Genomic DNA, 20441 nt, shown 5'->3' on the forward strand with positions numbered 1-20441 from the left:
GAACATGTTGAACATACGCACGCACGGACACCACACCCGTACCAACACAACGCGCACAATCTTCGCAGCGTTGAGCGCCGCAACGCTCATCAGTAGCCTCGCCGCATGCAGCAGCGCTACCGATCATGAAGGCGGCAAACCCCGCGTCCTCACCACCTTCACCATTCTCGAAGACATCACCAGGACGATCGGGGGCGATGCCGTCGAAGTCAGCAGCATCACCGAACCCGGCGCGGAAATCCACGGCTACGATCCCACGCCATCCAACATCGCCGAAGCATCCAAAGCTGATCTCGTACTGGAAAACGGCCTGGGACTCGAACACTGGACAGACAAACTACTCGAGAACTCCAAGGCCAAACGAGTCACCGTCAGCGACGGCGTGGAGCCAATCAACATCGAAGGAACCGATTCCCCCAACCCCCATGCGTGGATGAGCCCGCGGCTGGTCAAGATCTACGTCGACAACATTGTTCGTGCTTTGAGCGACATCGATCCGAACCACAGCACCACATTTGAAAATAATGCGAAGGAGTACAAGAACAAGCTCGACGGAGTAGATAACAAACTCACTGAAGGGCTAGAAAAACTACCGAAGACGAAGCGTGCGCTCGTCACCTGCGAAGGAGCATTCAGCTACCTTGCGAAGGAAGCGGGAATGGAAGAGGGATACATCTGGCCAGTCAACACCAAGGGCGAAATCACCCCAGGCCAAATACGCCAGGCTGCGGACTTCGTCAAGGAACACCACGTACCCGCGGTATTCTGCGAATCCACCGTTGAGCACGGTCCGCAAGAACAACTCATGCGCGAAACCGGCGCTGCGGACGGCGGCACGCTCTACGTGGACTCCCTCTCTCCGGAAGACGGTCCAGTTCCTACTTATCTGGATCTCATCAACCATGACGTCACCACCATCGTGGAAGGCTTAAACAAATGACCGTAGCGCTACGCGCGCACAACATCAGCGTGCACTATGGTTCCGTCTCAGCACTGGAGAACGTGGACATCACCCTGCGCTATGGACAGATCCATGCACTCATCGGAACGAACGGATCGGGCAAGTCCACCCTCTTTAAGACTCTCATGGGACAGGTACAGCCAGACTCCGGACAGGTGGAATTGGACAACCCTGCGCCCGGTGCGGTGGCTTATGTCCCCCAGTCCGAGGCTGTGGACTGGAACTTCCCTATCCGCGTCAAGGACGTCGTGGCATGTGGACGACGAGCTGGTCGATGGGGCAGGTGGTGGGGCAGGCTGAGCACTGAGGACACGGCAATCGTCGATGAGGCCCTCGCCCGTACCGACCTCACTGACTACCGCAACCGGCAGATCGGCCGCCTCTCCGGTGGCCAAAAAAAGCGCACATTCGTGGCACGAGGTTTGGCTCAACAGGCCCGCATACTCTTTCTTGACGAACCCTTTGCCGGTGTCGACGCCACAAACCAACGCCACATGACTGAATTACTGAGAAGCATCAGCGCGGAAGGAGCAGCCATTCTGATCAGCACCCACGACCTCGACAAGCTCTCTGAGCTCGCCGATGAAGTAACGTTGCTTAACCGTACAGTCATCGCCCACGGAAGCGTTGATGAAGTACTACAGCCTGAGAAGCTACTCGCCGCCTTTGGAGATGGTGCTGCCTCATGAGCCAGCTCGTAGAACCATTTCAATATGCATTCATCCAGCAAGGCCTACTGGTAGTGACCTTTGTGGCCATCGCCGCAGGACTTCTGTCCTGTTGGCTGATTCTCGTCGGCTGGTCCCTACTCGGCGACGCGATCTCTCACGCAGTGTTGCCCGGCGTGGTTCTCGCTTTCGCACTGGGACTCCCCTTCGCTGTGGGTGCGCTTGCTGCAGCGTTGTTGGCCGTTGCACTTGTGCATGGTGTCGGTAGCCGAACATCGCTCAGGGAAGACACGAGTATCGGCATCGTGTTCACCTCCCTATTCGCCATCGGTTTAGTTTTGATTTCCGTCACACCAGCTTCCGGCTACACGCAAGAAATACTCTTCGGAAACCTCCTGGGAGTATCAAAGTCGTCGTTTGTTCAGGTGATGATCTGCAGCACCGTCGCGATCATTATTGCGTTGGTATGTCGCCGAGCATTTACCATGTGGGCGTTCGATCCGATTCATACCGGCACACTCGGTTTTCCCGTGAAGCTCATCAGTGCTCTGCTGCTCATCGCCATGGCGATGGTTGTTGTCTCTGGAGTTCAGGCCGTCGGTGTAATTCTTGTCGTGGCTCTCCTCATCACCCCGGGGGCTATCGCCTATCTACTCACAACAAAGTTTGAGCGCATGCTTATTATCGCTCCCCTCGTGGCGTGGATTAGTGGCGTCGGAGGCATCATCCTCAGCTATCACCTCGACATTTCCAGTGGTGGAACGATTGTCGCGGTGCAGTCGAGTATTTTTGCTGTGGTGTACCTGTTTGGCCCTCGGGAAGGGTTGGTCACCCGTCTCATCACCCGCCGACAAACCCACCAGGCTTAACTTGCTTCATCCAGGGCTAGCCAGTCTTTATTCGCCGCAGTGACCGCTGCGGCGAACACCAACCGGCACAAGATCCTCTTGACCGTTGTGAGCCATCTCTATGGCTAACACCACGTGGCACTTATCATCGCGCCGGTTACCGCCGGGAAACAGTTGCCGCCTGTCGGGTTAATTCTGAATCTTCTTCAAAGCCTCGCGGAAATTCTGGACCGCATCCTTGAGACGGCGATCCGCTTCACCCGGCTTGTCCATTTCTAAGCCCACCAACGGGTAACGGATGTCCATTGGGATTTCCGAATCGCTCAGCCCCAATTTTCGAGCATCCCTGATGACATTTTCAGCTGCCTGCAATCCTGATTCCCCTGAGGAAGAAGCAACTGACTGTTGCACTGAGTTCGCGGTCTTCTGCTTTGCCAACGCCCCAGCGTGTTCACGTGCGCCCTCAGAAACATCATCCTTGGCATTAATCAATTCAACATAGGCTGGACCGTCCGCGCCGAGAGACTTCTCGCGCTCCTCACGCTCACGCTTCTTGCCTTCCTCCCACAGTCGGTCTTGTTCAGTCTTAGGAACCTGGCGTTCCACCGACTCAAACAGGTACGGCGCACGCGACCGCAATTTCGCCACAAACGCTCCTGCCACGTGTCCGATGTCAAAAGCACCACGGCGATTCGCAATTTCTGCGTGGAACAGCACCTGGAGAAGCACGTCGGATAGCTCCATGCAGAGTTCCTGCTCAAGCCATTGTGGTACATCTCCCCTGTCGTCGGAGCTGGTGCCATTGTCTGCGTCCTGCTGACTCTCTCCGTCGCTGCCCGCAGTGTCTGTGGCCGTGATCTTTTTTGCTTCGGCACCCTGAGCCTCAGCATCCACGTTCTGCTCGCCTTCGTCTTTGGCTTTAGTCTGGACGGAGTGTTCTATTACGTCAACAATGCGAGCAAGTTCTTCCGTTTCCTCCCGCAGAAATGGGATCAACGACGAATGCGTCATACTCTGCTCCCATTCTCCCTGGCGATGCGCACGTGCCATGAGAGCCACAGCATCCTCAACTTCATCCATCACAGATGCGGGAACTTCCGTACGCTGTGTGCGCCGCATGCCTGCCACCGCCACCGTGTGTTCGTCCGTACCCACGACTGTGCCGTCCACGACTCCACCGCCGGAGTATTCCACTACCTTGTCAGCACCAGCCTCACCACTACCTGATGAACTCTCCGCAGCGGAGTCAGAATTCTTAACCTCATCCTGACCAGAACCCGCCGCTACCTTCTGAGCTGATGCCTGTGCTTCCTCTGGAACAGATGCTTGTTCTCCATTGGTCGCCGTGTTCCGGGAGGCAGTGTGGCGAGAAAAGTCCCCCTTAACCGCTGATGCGCTCGGCATCTGGGGCGCCTTTTTCTCGCTGTGACCAGAACCTTCTAGCTGACGCTGGGGTTCCATTTCAACCAACAGGGAGGGCGCTTTCACCAACTCCTCACCTTCGGAAAGGCGGGCACGAACGGCATCATTAGTGAGATCCGTGGTGACGAGAACATCTGAATCGTCGACAGCATGCCCGCCTAAATCTAAGATCGTCCAGCGCACGCGCACCGGCACTTCCTCCGTGTAAGAGACATCACCCTGAAGAAGAGGAACGGACTCGACAGGGATCATCGCGGGGAAACGGGGATCGAGCAATACGACAGACATGGCTCCACATCTTACCCGTGTCTTATCTAACTCACAGGCAAGCAAACCCTTAGTAACGAGCGGTTCACTGAGTTCTCAGCAAGTCGCTGAGCGATAGCACACAGAACCCCTGAGCAGTAGCTCACTCAACTAGCGGGTAATCACGTCTTCGCCGCGCATATTTCGCTCCGGAATGCCAGCCAACTGAGTCAAGGCATCGGCGCACCACTGGACCAAATCCACGTCACGCAGAGCCACGGCACGCATCCCCGCTCCTTCCTTGGGAGCAGGAATTAGCACAACTTTCGTCGTCGCCCGGTACACCGCGGAAGGGAACAAACGCTTGAGCCGAACTTGGCCAGAATCAGCAAGTTCGATAGGACTGAAGCTTATTTTCGTACCTGCCTGCACCACCTCGCCAACTTTGAGATCACGGCACAACATGCGCAATCTCGATACAGCAGCAAGGTGCATCACCTGCTGCGGGGACTCACCATAGCGATCCTGGAGCTCATCCAGTACCTTCACGACGTCTTCATCGGTCTCCACCTCAGCAAACTTGCGATAAGCCTCCAAGCGCAGGCGTTCCGATGCCACGTACTCCGACGGGATATGCGCATCGATAGGCAGATCTACACGGATCTCCTTCTTTTCCTCCTCGCGGCCATCAACCACTTCTCCATCGGCCATCGCACGGAAGGCCTCCACAGCCTCTCCCACCAAGCGGACGTAAAGATCAAAACCCACTCCGGCAATATGTCCAGACTGTTCTGCTCCCAGCACATTGCCCGCGCCTCGCATCTCTAGATCCTTCATTGCTACGGCCATACCTGCACCCAAATCGTTATTAGCCGCGATAGTAGACAGGCGGTCATATGACGTTTCCGTCAATACCTCGCCCTTCGGATAGAGGAAATACGCATAGCCACGGTCGCGCGAACGCCCCACGCGGCCGCGCAGCTGGTGCAACTGAGACAAGCCCATGTGGTGTGCATTCTCCACGATGAGGGTGTTGGCATTAGATATATCAAGGCCCGTCTCCACAATCGTGGTACACACCAGCACATCGAACTCGCGATCCCAAAAGCCTTTGACCGTAGTCTCCAGTTGTTCCTCGGACATCTGCCCATGTGCCACAACCACACGCGCTTCCGGCACCATCGCGCGTATGTCACCGGCCACCTTCTCAATATCTTTCACCCGGTTATGCACGTAGAAAACCTGCCCATCGCGCAGTAACTCACGTCGAATCGCCGCGGCAACGTGCTTATTTTCTTGTGGTCCCACGTAGGTCAAAACGGGGTGACGATCCTCGGGAGGGGTCAAAATCGTCGACATCTCCCGGATACCCGCCATCGACATCTCCAGCGTACGCGGGATAGGGGTGGCCGACATGGTCAGCACATCAACATGGGTGCGCAGCGCCTTGATGTGTTCCTTATGCTCGACGCCAAAACGCTGTTCCTCATCAACCACGATGAGCCCCAGATCCTTCCACTGCACTCCCGTTTGCAGCAAACGATGCGTGCCGATCACGATGTCCACCGTGCCATCGGCCATGCCTTTCAGCACATCCTTAGACTCCTTGGGGCCGGTAAAACGGGACAGCTCCCGAATGGTCGTCGGAAAATCCTGCATGCGTTCAGTGAAGGTGGCGTAGTGTTGCTGCGCCAAGAGAGTAGTCGGCACCAACACCGCCACCTGTTTACCCGATTGAACAGCCTTAAAAGCGGCACGAACGGCAACCTCCGTCTTGCCGTAGCCCACGTCACCAATGATCACGCGGTCCATCGGCACAGCCTTCTCCATATCTGCTTTCACAGCCTCTATGGCATTCCACTGATCCTCGGTTTCGGTGTAGGGGAACGCTTCTTCCATCTCCCGCTGCCACGGGGAATCCGGCGCAAAAGCGTAACCCGGTGCAGCTTGGCGCTGCGCATAAAGCTGCACCAACTCCGCAGCAATTTCACGCACTGCTCCCCGAGCCTTACGCTTCGTACTCTTCCAATCTGCGCCGCCCATCTTCGACAGCGCTGGCCGCTCCCCGCCAACATAGCGGGACAGCATGTCTAGCTGATCCATCGGAACGTAGAGCTGATCGCCCGGACCGCCGCGCTTGCTCGGGGCGTATTCCAGCACCAGGTATTCACGACGAGATGCATCCGCTCCCCGCCCGACTGTACGCTCAGTCATCTTTATAAACTTGCCGATGCCATGACTGTCATGCACCACCAAGTCACCCGGTTCCAAAGCTAAAGGATCCACCCGGTTACGCTTCTTAGCCGGTTTGCGCCGACCAGTGGCCGCAGCCTCCACGCGATTACCCGTGAGGTCCGTTTCTGTCAGGAACAACATGGGCGGTTGACTGTCATCCCCGGCAAATGGGAAATCTACACCGGCGTGGCTCACCGCATGATAGATACTCACGGTTCCAGCGGCAGGTTCATCCGCGCATGTGAAGGCACTTTGTCTCACGCGTCCTAAGCCCCGCTGCCCCTTAAGATCCACCCCGATAGCCTCGGCATGGATGCCGGCTTCTTTCATTCGACGCAACATCCGGCCTGCCACTGTTGGCGTCGGCGCAGCGAAGGCTACCCGGCCGCCTCCTTCGACCCGACGCCGGATCTCCCCCATCAACGCGCCAATAGCATCCAGATCCCCATGTGGTGCTGGCGCTGGCTGGTAGTCGAGCTCCAGAACATCTGACGCGAAGCCGTTATCCGCATCCGCCATCCCCATTGGCGACAAAGTCCACCACGGGCAGTCATGCTGAGCATCCCGAACCTCATTCACGTCGAGATACGCCACACCTTCCATCGGAGCTGCCCCGCCCATAGCCGCAATATCCCATCCGGCCTCCATGAACTGCCGACCAGTCTCGATAAGATCCTGGGCGCGTCGATACACCCGTGCAGGTGCCGTGATCAGTGTGTGAGTTCTCTCTGGCATCAATTCCGGCAACGTCACAAGCGGGCCATCATGTAAGACAGGTATCAAAGACTCCATCCCAGGCGCGGCGATCTTTTGACTGATCTTATCCAGCAGATCCGCCAGTTCTGGGTTACTTGCGCGTTCCACAGAAAGCTCTGCCGCTCTCTTCGTCACCGAATCGGTTAACAATAGTTCACGGCACGGATACACATTGATTGCTCGCTCAATCTGACCGGGGATAGTGCGCTGGTCTCCTACGGAAAAAGCACGTACCTCGGAAACCTCATCACCCCAAAACTCCACACGAACCGGCAGCTCCTCTGTGGCAGGGAAAATATCCACAATTCCACCGCGAACTGCGAAATGACCACGCTTAGCCACGACATCCACGGGAGAGTAACCGAATAGGACTAGCCGTTCCTGCAGCCGTTCGAAATCGATTTCCTCACCTTCGAGCAAACGGATTGGTTCTACCTCACCCAGGTGTTCCTGAATGGGCTGTACCAAGGATCGCGTGGGCGCCACGACTACCCGTAGAGGCGGAGTAGTGGCGTCGCTCTCACCAGAGCGAGCCAAACTAAGCCGACGCATTACGCGCATGCGTTGAGAGACGGTCTCCACCCCCGGACTCAGGCGCTCATGGGGCAACGTTTCCCACGCCGGGAACACCTCCACCACATCACCTAACATGGCGCGCAAAGCCACCCCTAAGTCATCTGCCTGCCGACCAGAAGCAGTCACCACCAATAATGGAGCATGCTGTGCAATGGTTCCGGCGATGAATGGCCACACCCCCTCCGGCGCCTGCATATGCAATGTCGGTTCTCCGATATGCGTCACCACACCCCGGAGCTTCGAATCTCGCGCAGCTGCGCGCAAAACACCGGCCAAACTGGGTATTTTAGCGTTGATGGTTGTGGAGGATCCGGCCGAATCGGCATTAGACACAGCAGACTGGGAAGCTTTTGGGCTCATGGCACACAAGTCTAACGGGCGGAGCGACGAAGATATTCGACGGTCCGGTTCACACCCTCGCGCACTTATGTTGTAGAGTTTCTATCCGAATCTCCCATGGTGTAATTGGCAACACTGCGGTTTTTGGTACCGTCATTCTAGGTTCGAGTCCTGGTGGGAGAGCTTTTCACAGACCCGTAGGTAACAATTTCACTTTCCACCTGCGGGTTTTTCGCATCTCAATGGATACCACCAGAACCACTAACCCCACTGCAACCACGAAAAGATAGCGGGCACAACCATGTCTAGCCCCCACAGACCACATGACTCCCACGGCCTGGCCTCCACTACGAAGAAACGTCGTGGCGAAAGCAGCCGAACTTCTCTACTCATTACGTTCTCCCACCGCGTCCTCGGAGAACCACCAGCAAGTGAGCTCCCGAACGTACCGGAAAACGCGGCGCGTTTTTCCCTGGGGTTCGGATCTCAAAACGTAGGCGACCAGATTATCTCTGCAAAGTCCACGCTTCCCTGGTTCCTTACCTCGGTCGGTGCTCCGGCCTGGATTATGCCGCTCCTCGTGCCAATTCGCGAGTCGGGATCGATGCTCCCCCAAGCTGCATTGCGACCATGGCTGCAGCGTCAGGCGCGCCGTCTCCCCCTCATGCAGGTAGGCACCATTGGGCAGGGAATCTGCTGCCTGGTGATGGCACTTGCTGCCCTGTTCACCTCCGGACTGACAGCTGGTCTGATTTTCCTCGCTGCACTTGCGGGATTGTCCTTATTTCGGGCTCTCGTTTCGCTAGCCTCCAAAGACGTCCAGGGACGCACGATGCCAAAGGGCTTCCGCGGCCGAGTGACCGGATTTTCCACCACTGTATCCGGCGCGGTGACTATCGTCGTGGGGCTCATTCTGGCTGTTCTTCACGGTGGCCTGACACCTCGTCTTTTCGCCGTACTGTTCGGGGTTGCAGCGCTATCTTGGTTTGCGAGTTATGTGCTGTTTAGCCGGATTAAGGAGCCCGCTTCGGAGCCAACACAGACTGATATTTCTCTCTCCACGATCGTGGGTGACATTATCGATCTCGTCCGTTCAGATGCGCCTTTCCGTAACTTCGTCGGCGTACGTTCGCTGATGCTCGTCTCCGCGTTGTCTCCGTCGTTCCTCGTCGTTTTGTCTTCCGAGTCGTCGTCCGCCGACGCCAACACCATATCGTCAGCTTCTCTCGGAGGCCTAGGGCTGTTCGTGCTGGCTGGCGGCTTAGCGTCATTGCTTGCGGGACGTGTCTCCGGAGCTCTGTCAGATACCTCGTCGAAGAACACTCTTACTGGGGCTGCGGTGTTCGCCTCTGTCGTATTGGCAGCGACGATAGCGGTGGCGGAGCTGTGGGAGAGTTCGCTGGGGTGGTGGTTACCACTGGCGTTTTTCCTTATCTCGGTTGCACACGCGGCGATCCGCGTGGCGCGCTCCACTTATGTGGTGGATATGGCCGAAGGCGATCTGCGCACGCGTTATGTGTCCGTCGCTAACACGCTCATGGGGCTCATCTTGTTGGTCGTCGGCGCATTGACATCCGTATTGGCCATTGCTGGAACTCTGTGGGCTCTCGGCGCATTGGCCTTCCTGGGACTGATTGGCGCGTTCATGGCTGTGCGCTTACCCGAGGTTTCTCGCGGGACGTAACGCCTCATTTGTGTCACTGTGCCTCCTCGCCATGAGGTGAGCAGCCATATTGCGAGCAGCCTTGTTGTGAGCACGTCGAGCTCCCACGATTCAGGTGTTTCCTCGCTACACTGTGACTCATCTCTATTCGTGAGGAATCTTTAGAAAGAGTGCACAGTAACGTGAGTAATTCTCCGAAGCAGCCCGTCGCCGTGGTAGTTTTGGCCGCCGGCGCCGGAACGCGCATGAAGTCCGCCACGCAAAAGACCCTGCATGCTATCGGTGGCCGCACCCTCCTATCACACTCTCTCCACGCGGCTGCGGGAATCAACCCTGAGCGCATCGTCGCCGTAGTGGGGCACGGTCGCGATCAAGTGACGCCCGCCGTCAATAAGGTGGCCGAGGAACTCGGACGCACCATTGACAACGCTGTTCAGGAAGAGCAGAACGGTACGGGTCATGCCGTGCAGTGCGCCATGCCAGTGCTAGAGGGCTTTGAGGGAACCATTATCGTCACGAACGCCGACGTTCCTCTATTGCGCTCAGAAACGCTTGCTCAACTGCATAAAGCGCATACGGAGGTGCCTACCGCCGTCACTGTCTTATCCGTGAAACAAGAGAACCCAACCGGCTATGGCCGCATTATCCGCACCGACGATGGCGAAGTCACAGCCATTGTTGAGGAAAAAGACGCCACCGATACGCAGAAGGCCATCACGGAAGTAAACTCCGGAGTCTTTGCTTTCGACGCCGCCATTTTGCGCACCGCTCTCAATGAGCTAGATAACGATAACGCACAGGGCGAGCTCTACCTGACCGATGTTTTAGGCATTTCCCGAGGCAAAGGACACCCCGTTCGCGCTCACACTGCGAAAGATGCCTCGGAGCTCGCTGGCGTCAATGACCGCGTTCAGCTCGCAGAGGCAGGCGCTGTTCTTAACCGACGCAACCTTGAAGCTGCCATGCGTGCTGGGGCCACCATCGTGGACCCCCGCACCACGATGATCGACACGGAAGTACAGATCGGGCAGGATGTCACCATCTATCCAGGCACCCAGCTCAAGGGGCGCACCGTCATCGGAGATAAGGCTGAAATTGGTCCGGACACCACATTGGAAAATGTCACCGTAGGCGAGGCTGCCAAAGTAATCCGTACCCACGGTTTCGATTCTGAAATTGGGCCTCGAGCTGACGTCGGTCCTTTCACCTACCTGCGGCCTGGCACCAAATTGGGCGAAGAAGGAAAACTCGGGGGCTTCGTCGAAACCAAGAACGCCACCATCGGTTACGGGTCCAAGGTTCCTCACCTCACTTATGTGGGCGATGCCACCATCGGAGAGCACTCCAATATCGGCGCCTCCAGCGTGTTCGTCAACTATGACGGGGTGAATAAACACCACACCACCGTAGGTTCTCATGTGCGCACCGGCTCCGACACGATGTTTATCGCCCCCGTTGTGGTCGGTGATGGCGTGTACTCCGGTGCAGGCACAGTGATCAAAAAAGACGTTCCCCCTGGATCACTAGTGGTCAGCGGCGGACACCAGCGCAATATCGCCGGATGGGTAGAAAAGAAGCGGCCTGGTACCCCAGCAGCGCAGGCAGCAGCTGACGCAGCCAAGCGGGTTGCTGAGGGAGGCTCCCCTACCAGCCCAAGTTCCCGCTCAACAACCGCTGAAGCTACCAGAGGGGCTGCTGGGCAAGCAGACACACATGTCCAGCAGTAGCTGCAGCTAACCCCGATCATGCGCGGCAATTTCCGCGTTGTTTGTTCAATTGATTCCTGCACCATTATCGTTGGATACGCCAACAAATATTCCGTCGCCAAGTCTGGAAGGCTAACTCTTGTCCACCACCCACTGGATTGACAATCAGAAGAACTTGATGCTGTTTAGTGGTCGCGCACACCCCGAGTTGGGTGAAGCTGTGGCCCGCGAGCTGGGTGTGGAGCTGACCCCCACCACTGCACGCGACTTCGCCAATGGTGAGATCTTCGTTCGCTTCGAGGAATCCGTACGCGGCTCCGATGCATTCGTCTTGCAATCTCACCCACAGCCACTCAATAACTGGCTGATGGAGCAGCTCATCATGATCGACGCTCTCAAGCGTGGGTCTGCCAAGCGCATCACCGCTATCCTGCCGTTCTACCCCTACGCCCGTCAGGACAAGAAGCACCGCGGCCGCGAGCCTATCTCTGCACGTCTCATCGCCGACCTGCTGAAAACTGCTGGTGCTGACCGCATCGTCTCTGTGGATCTCCACACCGATCAGATCCAAGGTTTCTTTGACGGCCCGGTCGACCATATGCATGCCATGCCGATCCTCACCGATCACATTCGGAAAAACTACGACCTGGACAATATTTGTGTGGTCTCTCCTGATGCCGGCCGCGTGAAAGTTGCGGAGAAATGGGCCGACGTTCTGGGTGGAGCTCCCCTCGCTTTCATTCACAAGACCCGCGACATTGACGTAGCGAACAAGGTTACTGCCAACCGCGTCGTCGGTGACGTGGAAGGCCGCACCTGTGTCTTGCTCGATGACATGATTGACACCGGTGGCACCATTGCCGGTGCCGTGGGTGTGCTCCGCGAGGCTGGCGCCGGCGACGTCATCATCGCCACGACCCACGGTGTGTTCTCCGGACCTGCCCGCGAACGCCTCAGCTCCTGCGGTGCGCGCGAGGTCATCACCACCGATACATTGCCTCAGAACACCGAAGGATGGGACAACCTCACCGTTCTTCCTATCGCTCCGCTGGTCGCTAAAACTATCCACGAGATCTTCGAAAACGGTTCCGTGACACACCTGTTCGAGTAGACGCCCTGTTAGCGTTAACATGCATGCACCTTTACAGGAAGTTCACAGCGAATTTTCAACACCCCTCGAGCTCGCTAAAGGCGAGTTCGAGGGGTGTTGTTTTATACCTTGTCCATGACTACAAATCAGGGCGAAACGCGTCTGACCGAGCGCCTTCAAAGAGACATCCCCTACCCGGTCATTGTCACCGCCGCATGGTCCATCTGCGCACTACTCATTGCCGGTGGTCTTTGGCTAGTAGGCACCTTCACCAGCAAGGTCATGATCGTAGTGGTTCCCGTAGCCATCGCCATGCTCCTCGCCGCACTTCTCACCCCCATGCACGTCAAGCTGACAACAAAACTGCATTTCCCGCGGGGTCTGTCTGCTCTAACATGTGTTCTGAGCCTCATCACCATCGTGGCCTTGGGGCTCACATTCGCGGTGAATCAATTTGCCTCGGGGTATGTCACTCTGGCGTCGAAGGCTCAACAGGGGCTCGATTCTCTCATTGATTGGCTCCACACCGGGCCATTCCAGATTCCACAAAAAAATGGCGCATCCATGTTGGACAGCGTCAGTGAATTCATGAAGTCCAACTCGGACAAACTAGTGAGCAATGCCGTAGACGCCGGAGCCACCACAGTGGATTACATCGCTGGCGTGTTAATTTGCCTCATCGCGATGTTTTTCTTCATCTATGACGGACCTCGCATCGCGCGCTACCTGCTGGGATGGCTGCCAAAGAATATTCAAGCTCCAGCCTGGACCGCAGCGGCGGCTGCATGGGTCTCTCTCAAGGGCTACACCCGTATGCAGGTCGTTGTCGCAGCAATCAACGCAACGGGCATCGGCATTGGAGCCTGGATCTTAGGAATTCCCCTCGTTATCCCCGTGACCGTCGTCGTATTCCTCTGCTCCTTTGTCCCCATCGTCGGCGCCCTCATTTCAGGTGCCATTGCCGTACTCATCGCTTTCGTCGACGGTGGCATCGTGCATGCGCTAATCATGCTGGGCATCGTCATAGGGGTTCACCTAGTAGAGACACACGTCCTTCAGCCTTTCCTTATGGGGCATGCGCTCAGCGTCCATCCGCTCGCCGTGATCATCGTGGTGGCGATGGGCACGTATCTCTTCGGACTACCCGGAGCACTCTTCGCGGTTCCTATCACGGCCATGCTCAATGCGGCGGTGAAAGCTGTTCAAACCACTCCCGTCCCTGACCAAGAAGAGCACTTATCAAAGTATCCCTATGGAAAGGCAATTGGTCCCGGTGTGCGGAACACTGATTAGTAGTAAAACACTATGCGATGCTAAGATTCCACGGTGAATCTCGGCGAGGGCTGGTTGGTGTGCTCAAGTGTAGTTCCGAACTGGCCGTTATCGGCGCGAACCACACTCCCAGACATGTTCACTCTTTTCCATCGTTCATGGCAAATGTGTGCTCTAACGCTGTCTTCTCAGCATCACAGCACACAGTGACTATGGATGAAACGGTGGCCACATCTGAACATGCTGCGGGAGGTTTCCCCACGCCGCGAGTCACCACGCGGCTTTTTTGTTGCGTGGAAAACGCGATTTAGAGACAACCGCAGCTGTCCTACAGCTCAGGCATGAAAAAGGAGATAGAACATGGCAACTAATTTGACTGTTCTCGCAGCACAGCCACGCAACGAATTCGGTAAGGGCGCTGCCCGCCGTCTGCGCCGTGATGGCCGCGTCCCAGTGGTCGTTTACGGCCTGGGTCTGGAGCCAATGCACGTTCACGTAGACATCCTGGAATTCCAGGCAATCCTGCGTAACGAAGGTGTAAACGCCGTACTCGAACTCGAAGTCGAGGGTGAGCAGCACCTGGTCATGGTGAAGGCTGTCGATCAGAATGTTCTCACCCTCAATGTTGACCACGCTGACCTGCTCAACGTGAAGCGCGGCGAAAAAGTCGAGGTGGACATCCCAGTCGTATTCGAGGGTGAGCCTGCACCAGGGGCGCTTGTTACGCAGGATGCGGACGTCATCACCGTCCTGGCCGACGTTCTCAACATCCCAGAAGAAATCACCATCGACGTCGAGGGTCTGGAGATCGGTCACCAGATCACCGCAGGCGACATCCAGATGCCAGCAAACTGCGAGCTGGTTACTGAGGCCGATCACCTGATCATCAACATCGTTGAGCCACAGGAAGAAGAGCTGCCGGAGCCAGGCGAAGATGTAGAGGAGCCTGCAGAGCCAGAGGCAGACAACGGTGCAGAAGATGCCGAAGGTGACAATGCCGAGGGCGAGACCGAGGAGTAAAACTCCCCAACACCTCTGCCACGCTTGATCCCCGGGTGTTCACGCGGTGCGGTATTCAGGCACACATACGTGGTTCCTATAGAGTTCTGGGCCACCTCAGCCCGCCAAGAGCCAAGGAACCTTCATGTGGCCACCGCACCAGCGGAACTCCCGGGTTGTGTCATTTTGTGACAGTCTCACACGCCCTCGACGCCTAGCCCCACCCCGCATCGCGGTGTCACTCATATGCCACAATATCCCTCGTGAACACAGCAAAGAAGTCCCATGCTGCCCATCGGGCGACGCAGAGAAAAACCAGCGCAGCCCCACCGAACGTGGATCCCCACGCTCCATGGTTGGTCGTAGGGCTAGGCAACCCAGGGCCTCAATACGAAAACACTAGACATAATGTAGGTTACCTAGTGATTGACGAGGTGGCGTCGCGCCACATACCCACCCCGACGTTTAGCGCACACAAAAGAACAAACGCCAACATCGCAGAAACGATCCTCTCAATCGGAGGAGAGAACAAAAAGACCATCCTGGCCAAACCACGCACTTACATGAATGAGTCAGGCGGGCCGGTGAAAGCCCTCGCGGCGTTCTTCAAAGTTCCCGCCCAACACATCATCGTGGTTCATGACGAGCTAGAACTCGACCCAGGACGCGTCACATCCCGCCTCGGCGGTGGGGACAAAGGACACAACGGCCTCAAGTCCATTAGCAAGGCAATAGGAACCAAAGATTACCAGCGCATCAACTGCGGAATCGGCCGGCCACCGGGGCGCATGGCACCCGCGTCCTATGTCCTCAAACCTTTCCCCAAAACCCAAGCGGCTGACGTAGCAATTATGTGTGCGGACGCGGCGGATGCGATCGAAAGGCTCATGGCAGACTAGTTTCGTGATGTTCCTCAAGAAAATCTTAAGCTCATTCCGTGGAAAAAACAGTGCTCACCCTACTGCGGAGCACAGCGAACCAGCTACGTCCAATACAAATCCCTTCGCAGGACTCGAGCTGGCGGAAAACAGCAGTCCAGCGATAACGCCGGATAGTAGCATCGAGGCTCCTTGGCTCATCATCGGTCTAGGTAATCCCGGCGCGAAGTATGAGCCAACCCGCCACAACATTGGATACATGGCTGTGGATCGCCTGCTCGATGACATCGCTGACAAACAAGCACAGGCCGCGTTTTTAGTGCCGGCGGAGGCAGTCGACGCCCAAGTGTTTTGTAGCCGTCTGGACGGTCAACCGGTCATCATCGCACGGGCTAACAGTTACATGAATGATTCCGGAGTAGCCATCGGCCTCCTTGCCAGGAAATTCGACATTCCGGCTGACAAGATCGTGATTGTGCACGACGAGCTAGACCTTCCACTAGGACAAGTGCGCATCAAAGAAGGCGGAAGCGAGAACGGTCACAACGGGTTACGTTCCACTACCGAGCACCTCGCCACCCGCAATTACGTCCGCATACGCATGGGAATTGGACGGCCGCCAAAGGGCACCAAGGTAATCGACCACGTACTGGAACCGTTTACAGAGGACGAAACGGATGGATCACTCGAGAGGAGCGTGAGCAACGCAGCACAAGCGGCTTATCTTGTAGTGACTGAAGGCGTCCCCAAAGCCCAAAACATTATCCACAGCGCCTAAAACCGGTGTCGGAAGAGCGCCTTTTCACCTGCATATTTACATCACACAGGAAAAATATTCAGCGTGCATCTAGACATGCAGCTCATCTAGGCGTAGTGTTCGCGCAGTGACTGGACAGATGTCTCAAGCGTCGAGAAGCCACCCTGATACAGGTGGGCGAAAAGGCAAGACAAAACCTTCCGCCGGCCTTCAAGCGGCGCGCATCACTGCGGGGTCTTTCCTCCTTCTCATCGCCATAGGTGCTGTTCTTCTGGCATTACCTATCTCCACGCGCGGTGGAGGTTCAGTTCCTCCCCTCGATGGCATTTTCACCGCCACCTCAGCGGTATGCCTCACCGGTCTAATCGTGGTGGATACGGCAGAATACTGGACACCATTTGGACAAGCGGTGATTCTCGTTCTCATCCAAGTAGGTGGCTTGGGAATTATGACCCTCGCCACCTTGACCGGGATGATCCTGATCCGAAAAGTCTCGGTCCGATCCCGCAGACTGGCCGAAGCAGAAAGCCGGCCATTCCAGCTTGGTGGAGCCAAGCGCACAATTGTCGCCACCGTACTGCTAACTTTCGTTACCGAAGGAGTCATCGCTGCGGTTCTGGCCTGGCGTTTTTATTTTCACTACGGGTTACCTCTCGGATATTCACTGTGGTCGGGTGTCTTTCACTCGGTCTCAGCGTTTAACAATGCGGGCTTTTCTTTGAGGTCTCAAAACCTCATCGAGTATCACAACGATTGGTTTATTCTGTCTCCGATCATGCTCGCCATCGTTCTCGGAGGCTTGGGATATTCAGTATTGGCTGAATTGGTAAGACGAATTCGTATCCGTATGCGAGAACGCGGAACCCAGCGCCACCGCGCACTAGGTCCTCTCTCCGTGACCACCCGCATGACCCTGTTTGGTACCGCGGCTCTATTGGCGGTCGGCTTCGTGGTCTACCTCCTCGCTGAGTGGAATGGAGCCTGTGCCTCTTTCGACGCCGCTACCTCCGTCCTCAACGCATTATTCGGTTCTGTAACCGCCCGCACCGCGGGTTTCAATGCCATCGACTATTCGCAAGTTTCGGACACTACCTTGCTCACCACAGATGCACTGATGTTCATCGGCGGTGGTAGCGCTGGTACGGCTGGTGGTGTGAAGATCACAACCTTGGTGGTACTTCTCGCAGCTATGTGGACGGAACTTGTGGGTGAAAAAGAAGTGATCATTGGACACCGTCGCATTCCGGAGGGGGTCGTGCGCCAGGCAATGACCGTAGCCGGCGCTGGTGCCCTTGTGGTTTGCTGTTCAGTAATACTTCTACGCATCCTCAACCCACACCTGGATCCGGACTACGTGACTTTTGAAACGATTTCTGCTTTTGGAACAGTAGGACTGTCCGCAGGCATTACGGCTCAGCTCACAGCTGTGTCGCAAGGCATCCTCTGTTTGCTCATGTACTTAGGGCGTATCGGTCCCATCACTCTGGTAGCGGCGCTAGCGGCGAAAAAAACGTCTCGACACTTCCACTACCCCGAAGAAAGGCCTCTCATTGGGTAAGTATTTTCCTTTTACAGGTTCTGGTTCCCACGCCAAGGGAAAGCCGTTGGACTCCTCAGTCACGGTGATAGGTCTTGGCCGTTTTGGTCTGGCTTTGGCCCGGGAGCTGACTGGCTACGGTGTTGAGGTTTTCGGCATTGATAATGATGAGAAACTCCTGCGCGAGCACAGCACTGACTGCACTGACTTCGCCGTGGCAGATACCTCTGACCCACAAGCGTTGCGTCAGTTAGGTGTGGATGAAGCTCGGTGCGTGGTTATTGGGATCGGCTCAGATCTCGAATCGAGTATCCTCACGGCTTCCAACGTGGTGGAATTCGGTGTACCAAATATTTGGGCTAAGGCCGATTCGGATGCGCATGCGCGCATTCTCACCCAAATCGGCGTGCACCACGTACTGCGGCCTGAGCGTGATACGGGGCGCCGTGTGGCTCACTTGTTGGGTGGGCGTTTTGAGAACTTTGCCGAAGTCGATTCGGATTTCGGCATGATCAAAATGTCCACCCCGTCGATTCTGAGCGGCAAAACAATCGACGTAGATCGGCTCTGGAGCAATAGGAGGGTGCACATTGTCGCAGTGAAGTCCACAGGTCAGGGCTGGCGGCCTTTCACTCCGGATACACAGCTGACGGTTTCGGATTTGATCGTTATCGGTGGGAGCCCTACACGCTTGGAGGAGTTTGCTCAGCGACCAGCGCAGTAGTTTCAGCTCAGCCGGCTTCGGGAAGTATCCTTGGGTGCTATGAGCTCAGCTGCCATCGCCTCTGAAACTAGTCGCCGCCGTACGTTTGCTGTCATCGCCCACCCCGATGCTGGTAAGTCTACGCTAACCGAAGCGTTAGCCCTCCACGCACACGTCATCGCAGAAGCGGGAGCCGTTCACGGTAAAGCTGGACGCAAGTCCACCGTCTCCGACTGGATGGAGATGGAGAAAGATCGCGGTATTTCAATCGCTTCGTCCGCACTTCAGTTTGAATACGCCCCTGAGGGTTGTGCAGGCGAGCCATACATGATCAATCTGGTGGATACCCCGGGTCACGCAGATTTTTCTGAAGATACTTACCGTGTGCTTTCTGCTGTCGACGCCGCCGTCATGCTCATCGATGGCGCCAAGGGGCTGGAACCACAGACCCTCAAACTATTCCGTGTGTGTAAAGCACGCGGCTTGCCTATCGTGACTGTGGTCAACAAGTGGGATCGTCCGGGTCGCTCCCCGCTGGAGCTGGTGGATGAGATCGTCAATGAGATTCAGTTGCAGCCCACGCCACTGTTCTGGCCCGTGGGTGAAGCGGGCGATTTTCGCGGCTTAGCTCGTATCAGCGGTGATGGTGACGCGGAAGAATACATCCATTTCATTCGCACGGCCGGCGGTTCCACAATTGCCCCGGAAGAAAGCTACACCCCTGACGAGGCGCTCGCTCGTGAAGGGGATGCCTGGTCCACTGCTGTGGAAGAGGTGGAGTTGTTGACGATGGACGGAGCGCAACATGACCAGGAGCTGTTCGAGCAGTGCGTGACTTCACCAATGATCTTCGCGTCCGCAATGTTGAACTTCGGTGTGCATCAGATTCTGGACACGTTGGTATCTCTCGCTCCCGCGCCGCATGGCCGCGCGTCTGACCCGAAGGTTCTCAACGCCACCGGTGGCGCTTCGGCTGCAGTGCAGGAGTTCCGGGACACTAGCGATGAGTTCTCCGGAATCATTTTTAAGGTTCAAGCCGGTATGGACAAAAACCATCGCGACCATCTAGCTTTCATGCGGGTAGTGTCCGGCAGATTCGACCGTGGTATGCAGGTCACCCATGCCCAGTCCGGCCGTAGCTTTTCTACTAAGTATGCGCTCACCGTCTTTGGCCGTACCCGGTCTACAGTGGATTCGGCATTCCCTGGCGATATCGTTGGCCTAGTCAATGCTGGTTCTCTGGCTCCCGGCGACACTATTTATGCTGGGAAGAAGGTTCAGTATCCCCCTATGCCGCAATTCGCCCCGGAGCACTTCCGCACTCTTCGTGCTAAGTCTTTGGGCAAGTACAAGCAGTTCCGCAAAGCTCTGGAACAGTTGGACTCCGAAGGTGTTGTGCAGATTCTGCGCAACGACGTGCGCGGTGATGCCGCCCCAGTCATGGCTGCCGTTGGCCCAATGCAGTTTGAGGTCATGCAGGCTCGTATGGAGGTGGAATACAACGTGGAAACAGTAACCGAACCTGTTCCATATTCCGTTGCCCGCCGTACCGACGCAGAGTCCGCACCAGAGCTCGGTCGCCAGCGCGGTGTGGAAATTTTCACCCGCAGTGATGGTGAGTTGATCGCCCTGTTCGGCGATAAATGGAAATTAGCATTTGTAGAAAAAGAGCACCCAGACCTAACGTTGGAGCCCCTGGTCGCCGACTAGTAAATGAACGCTCCAACTTATGGGGTATTTTGGGGTTTGGTACACGTCATTTTCACGTCACACGGCACCTCGGGA

Annotated in this window: 15 protein-coding genes and 1 tRNA gene; 14 read left to right on the plus strand and 2 right to left on the minus strand. The window is 56.4% G+C overall.

The window, feature by feature from the left end:
* The first annotated feature begins 4 nt into the window (after nt 1-4).
* The 3 genes from GP473_RS06630 to GP473_RS06640 are packed head-to-tail and all read left to right on the plus strand — an operon-like array spanning nt 5 to nt 2498.
* Nucleotides 5-940 (plus strand): metal ABC transporter substrate-binding protein, encoded by a 936-nt coding sequence (locus tag GP473_RS06630; protein WP_185770127.1) that lies wholly within the window; start codon nt 5-7, stop codon nt 938-940.
* Nucleotides 937-1650, plus strand: a complete 714-nt coding sequence (locus tag GP473_RS06635; RefSeq protein WP_185770128.1) for a metal ABC transporter ATP-binding protein — start codon at nt 937-939, stop codon at nt 1648-1650. Before GP473_RS06630 ends, GP473_RS06635 begins: the two co-directional genes overlap by 4 nt.
* On the plus strand, nt 1647-2498 hold the full coding sequence (locus GP473_RS06640) for a metal ABC transporter permease (protein WP_185770129.1): 852 nt from the start codon (nt 1647-1649) through the stop codon (nt 2496-2498). Before GP473_RS06635 ends, GP473_RS06640 begins: the two co-directional genes overlap by 4 nt.
* 168 nt (nt 2499-2666) lie before the next feature.
* Here GP473_RS06640 and GP473_RS06645 read toward each other — a convergent pair whose 3' ends face one another.
* A complete protein-coding gene (locus GP473_RS06645) occupies nt 2667-4187 on the minus strand; it encodes a MazG nucleotide pyrophosphohydrolase domain-containing protein (protein ID WP_186276748.1) in 1521 nt (506 codons plus the stop codon).
* Between the two features lie 129 nt (nt 4188-4316).
* Nucleotides 4317-8072, minus strand: coding sequence for a transcription-repair coupling factor (gene mfd, locus GP473_RS06650; protein ID WP_186276749.1), 3756 nt, complete (start codon nt 8070-8072; stop codon nt 4317-4319).
* Between the two features lie 90 nt (nt 8073-8162).
* Between mfd and GP473_RS06655 the strand changes: the two genes are divergently transcribed.
* From GP473_RS06655 to GP473_RS06705, 11 genes are all read left to right on the plus strand, one after another.
* Nucleotides 8163-8234, plus strand: a tRNA-Gln gene (locus GP473_RS06655).
* Nucleotides 8235-8352: 118 nt separating this feature from the next.
* Nucleotides 8353-9735: an MFS transporter gene (locus GP473_RS06660; protein ID WP_246394736.1), complete on the plus strand. Its 1383-nt coding sequence runs from the start codon at nt 8353-8355 to the stop codon at nt 9733-9735.
* Nucleotides 9736-9959: 224 nt separating this feature from the next.
* Nucleotides 9960-11441 (plus strand): bifunctional UDP-N-acetylglucosamine diphosphorylase/glucosamine-1-phosphate N-acetyltransferase GlmU, encoded by a 1482-nt coding sequence (glmU, locus tag GP473_RS06665; protein WP_246394996.1) that lies wholly within the window; start codon nt 9960-9962, stop codon nt 11439-11441.
* A 118-nt stretch (nt 11442-11559) separates the two neighbouring features.
* On the plus strand, nt 11560-12531 hold the full coding sequence (locus GP473_RS06670; protein ID WP_185770133.1) for a ribose-phosphate diphosphokinase: 972 nt from the start codon (nt 11560-11562) through the stop codon (nt 12529-12531).
* A gap of 114 nt (nt 12532-12645) precedes the next feature.
* Nucleotides 12646-13803: an AI-2E family transporter gene (locus GP473_RS06675; RefSeq protein WP_186276751.1), complete on the plus strand. Its 1158-nt coding sequence runs from the start codon at nt 12646-12648 to the stop codon at nt 13801-13803.
* Nucleotides 13804-14142: 339 nt separating this feature from the next.
* Nucleotides 14143-14802 carry a 50S ribosomal protein L25/general stress protein Ctc gene (locus tag GP473_RS06680; protein WP_185770135.1) on the plus strand — a complete coding sequence of 220 codons (660 nt, stop codon included), beginning with the start codon at nt 14143-14145 and terminating at the stop codon, nt 14800-14802.
* Nucleotides 14803-15116: 314 nt separating this feature from the next.
* Nucleotides 15117-15680, plus strand: coding sequence for an aminoacyl-tRNA hydrolase (gene pth, locus GP473_RS06685; protein ID WP_185770739.1), 564 nt, complete (start codon nt 15117-15119; stop codon nt 15678-15680).
* 7 nt (nt 15681-15687) lie between these two features.
* On the plus strand, nt 15688-16437 hold the full coding sequence (gene pth, locus GP473_RS06690) for an aminoacyl-tRNA hydrolase (protein ID WP_186277297.1): 750 nt from the start codon (nt 15688-15690) through the stop codon (nt 16435-16437).
* Between the two features lie 106 nt (nt 16438-16543).
* The gene (locus GP473_RS06695; protein ID WP_246394737.1) at nt 16544-17974 is read left to right on the plus strand and encodes a TrkH family potassium uptake protein; all 1431 of its coding nucleotides are present in this window, start codon (nt 16544-16546) and stop codon (nt 17972-17974) included.
* 46 nt (nt 17975-18020) lie between these two features.
* Nucleotides 18021-18677 carry a potassium channel family protein gene (locus GP473_RS06700; protein WP_185770742.1) on the plus strand — a complete coding sequence of 219 codons (657 nt, stop codon included), beginning with the start codon at nt 18021-18023 and terminating at the stop codon, nt 18675-18677.
* Nucleotides 18678-18716: 39 nt separating this feature from the next.
* Complete coding sequence (locus tag GP473_RS06705; protein WP_185770136.1) at nt 18717-20366, plus strand: peptide chain release factor 3; 1650 nt, start codon at nt 18717-18719, stop codon at nt 20364-20366.
* Nucleotides 20367-20441 lie beyond the last annotated feature (75 nt).

Source organism: Corynebacterium anserum, from assembly GCF_014262665.1.
GTDB classification, from domain to species: domain Bacteria; phylum Actinomycetota; class Actinomycetes; order Mycobacteriales; family Mycobacteriaceae; genus Corynebacterium; species Corynebacterium anserum.

Coding starts and splice junctions, on each gene's coding strand:
- GP473_RS06640 (WP_185770129.1), top strand. CDS start 1,647: ATGAGCCAGCTCGTAGAACCATTTCAATATGCATTCATCCAGCAAGGC.
- mfd (WP_186276749.1), bottom strand. CDS start 8,072: ATGAGCCCAAAAGCTTCCCAGTCTGCTGTGTCTAATGCCGATTCGGCC.
- GP473_RS06675 (WP_186276751.1), top strand. CDS start 12,646: ATGACTACAAATCAGGGCGAAACGCGTCTGACCGAGCGCCTTCAAAGA.
- GP473_RS06635 (WP_185770128.1), top strand. CDS start 937: ATGACCGTAGCGCTACGCGCGCACAACATCAGCGTGCACTATGGTTCC.
- glmU (WP_246394996.1), top strand. CDS start 9,960: ATGAAGTCCGCCACGCAAAAGACCCTGCATGCTATCGGTGGCCGCACC.
- GP473_RS06645 (WP_186276748.1), bottom strand. CDS start 4,187: ATGTCTGTCGTATTGCTCGATCCCCGTTTCCCCGCGATGATCCCTGTC.
- GP473_RS06660 (WP_246394736.1), top strand. CDS start 8,353: ATGTCTAGCCCCCACAGACCACATGACTCCCACGGCCTGGCCTCCACT.
- GP473_RS06680 (WP_185770135.1), top strand. CDS start 14,143: ATGGCAACTAATTTGACTGTTCTCGCAGCACAGCCACGCAACGAATTC.
- GP473_RS06705 (WP_185770136.1), top strand. CDS start 18,717: ATGAGCTCAGCTGCCATCGCCTCTGAAACTAGTCGCCGCCGTACGTTT.
- pth (WP_186277297.1), top strand. CDS start 15,688: ATGTTCCTCAAGAAAATCTTAAGCTCATTCCGTGGAAAAAACAGTGCT.
- GP473_RS06630 (WP_185770127.1), top strand. CDS start 5: ATGTTGAACATACGCACGCACGGACACCACACCCGTACCAACACAACG.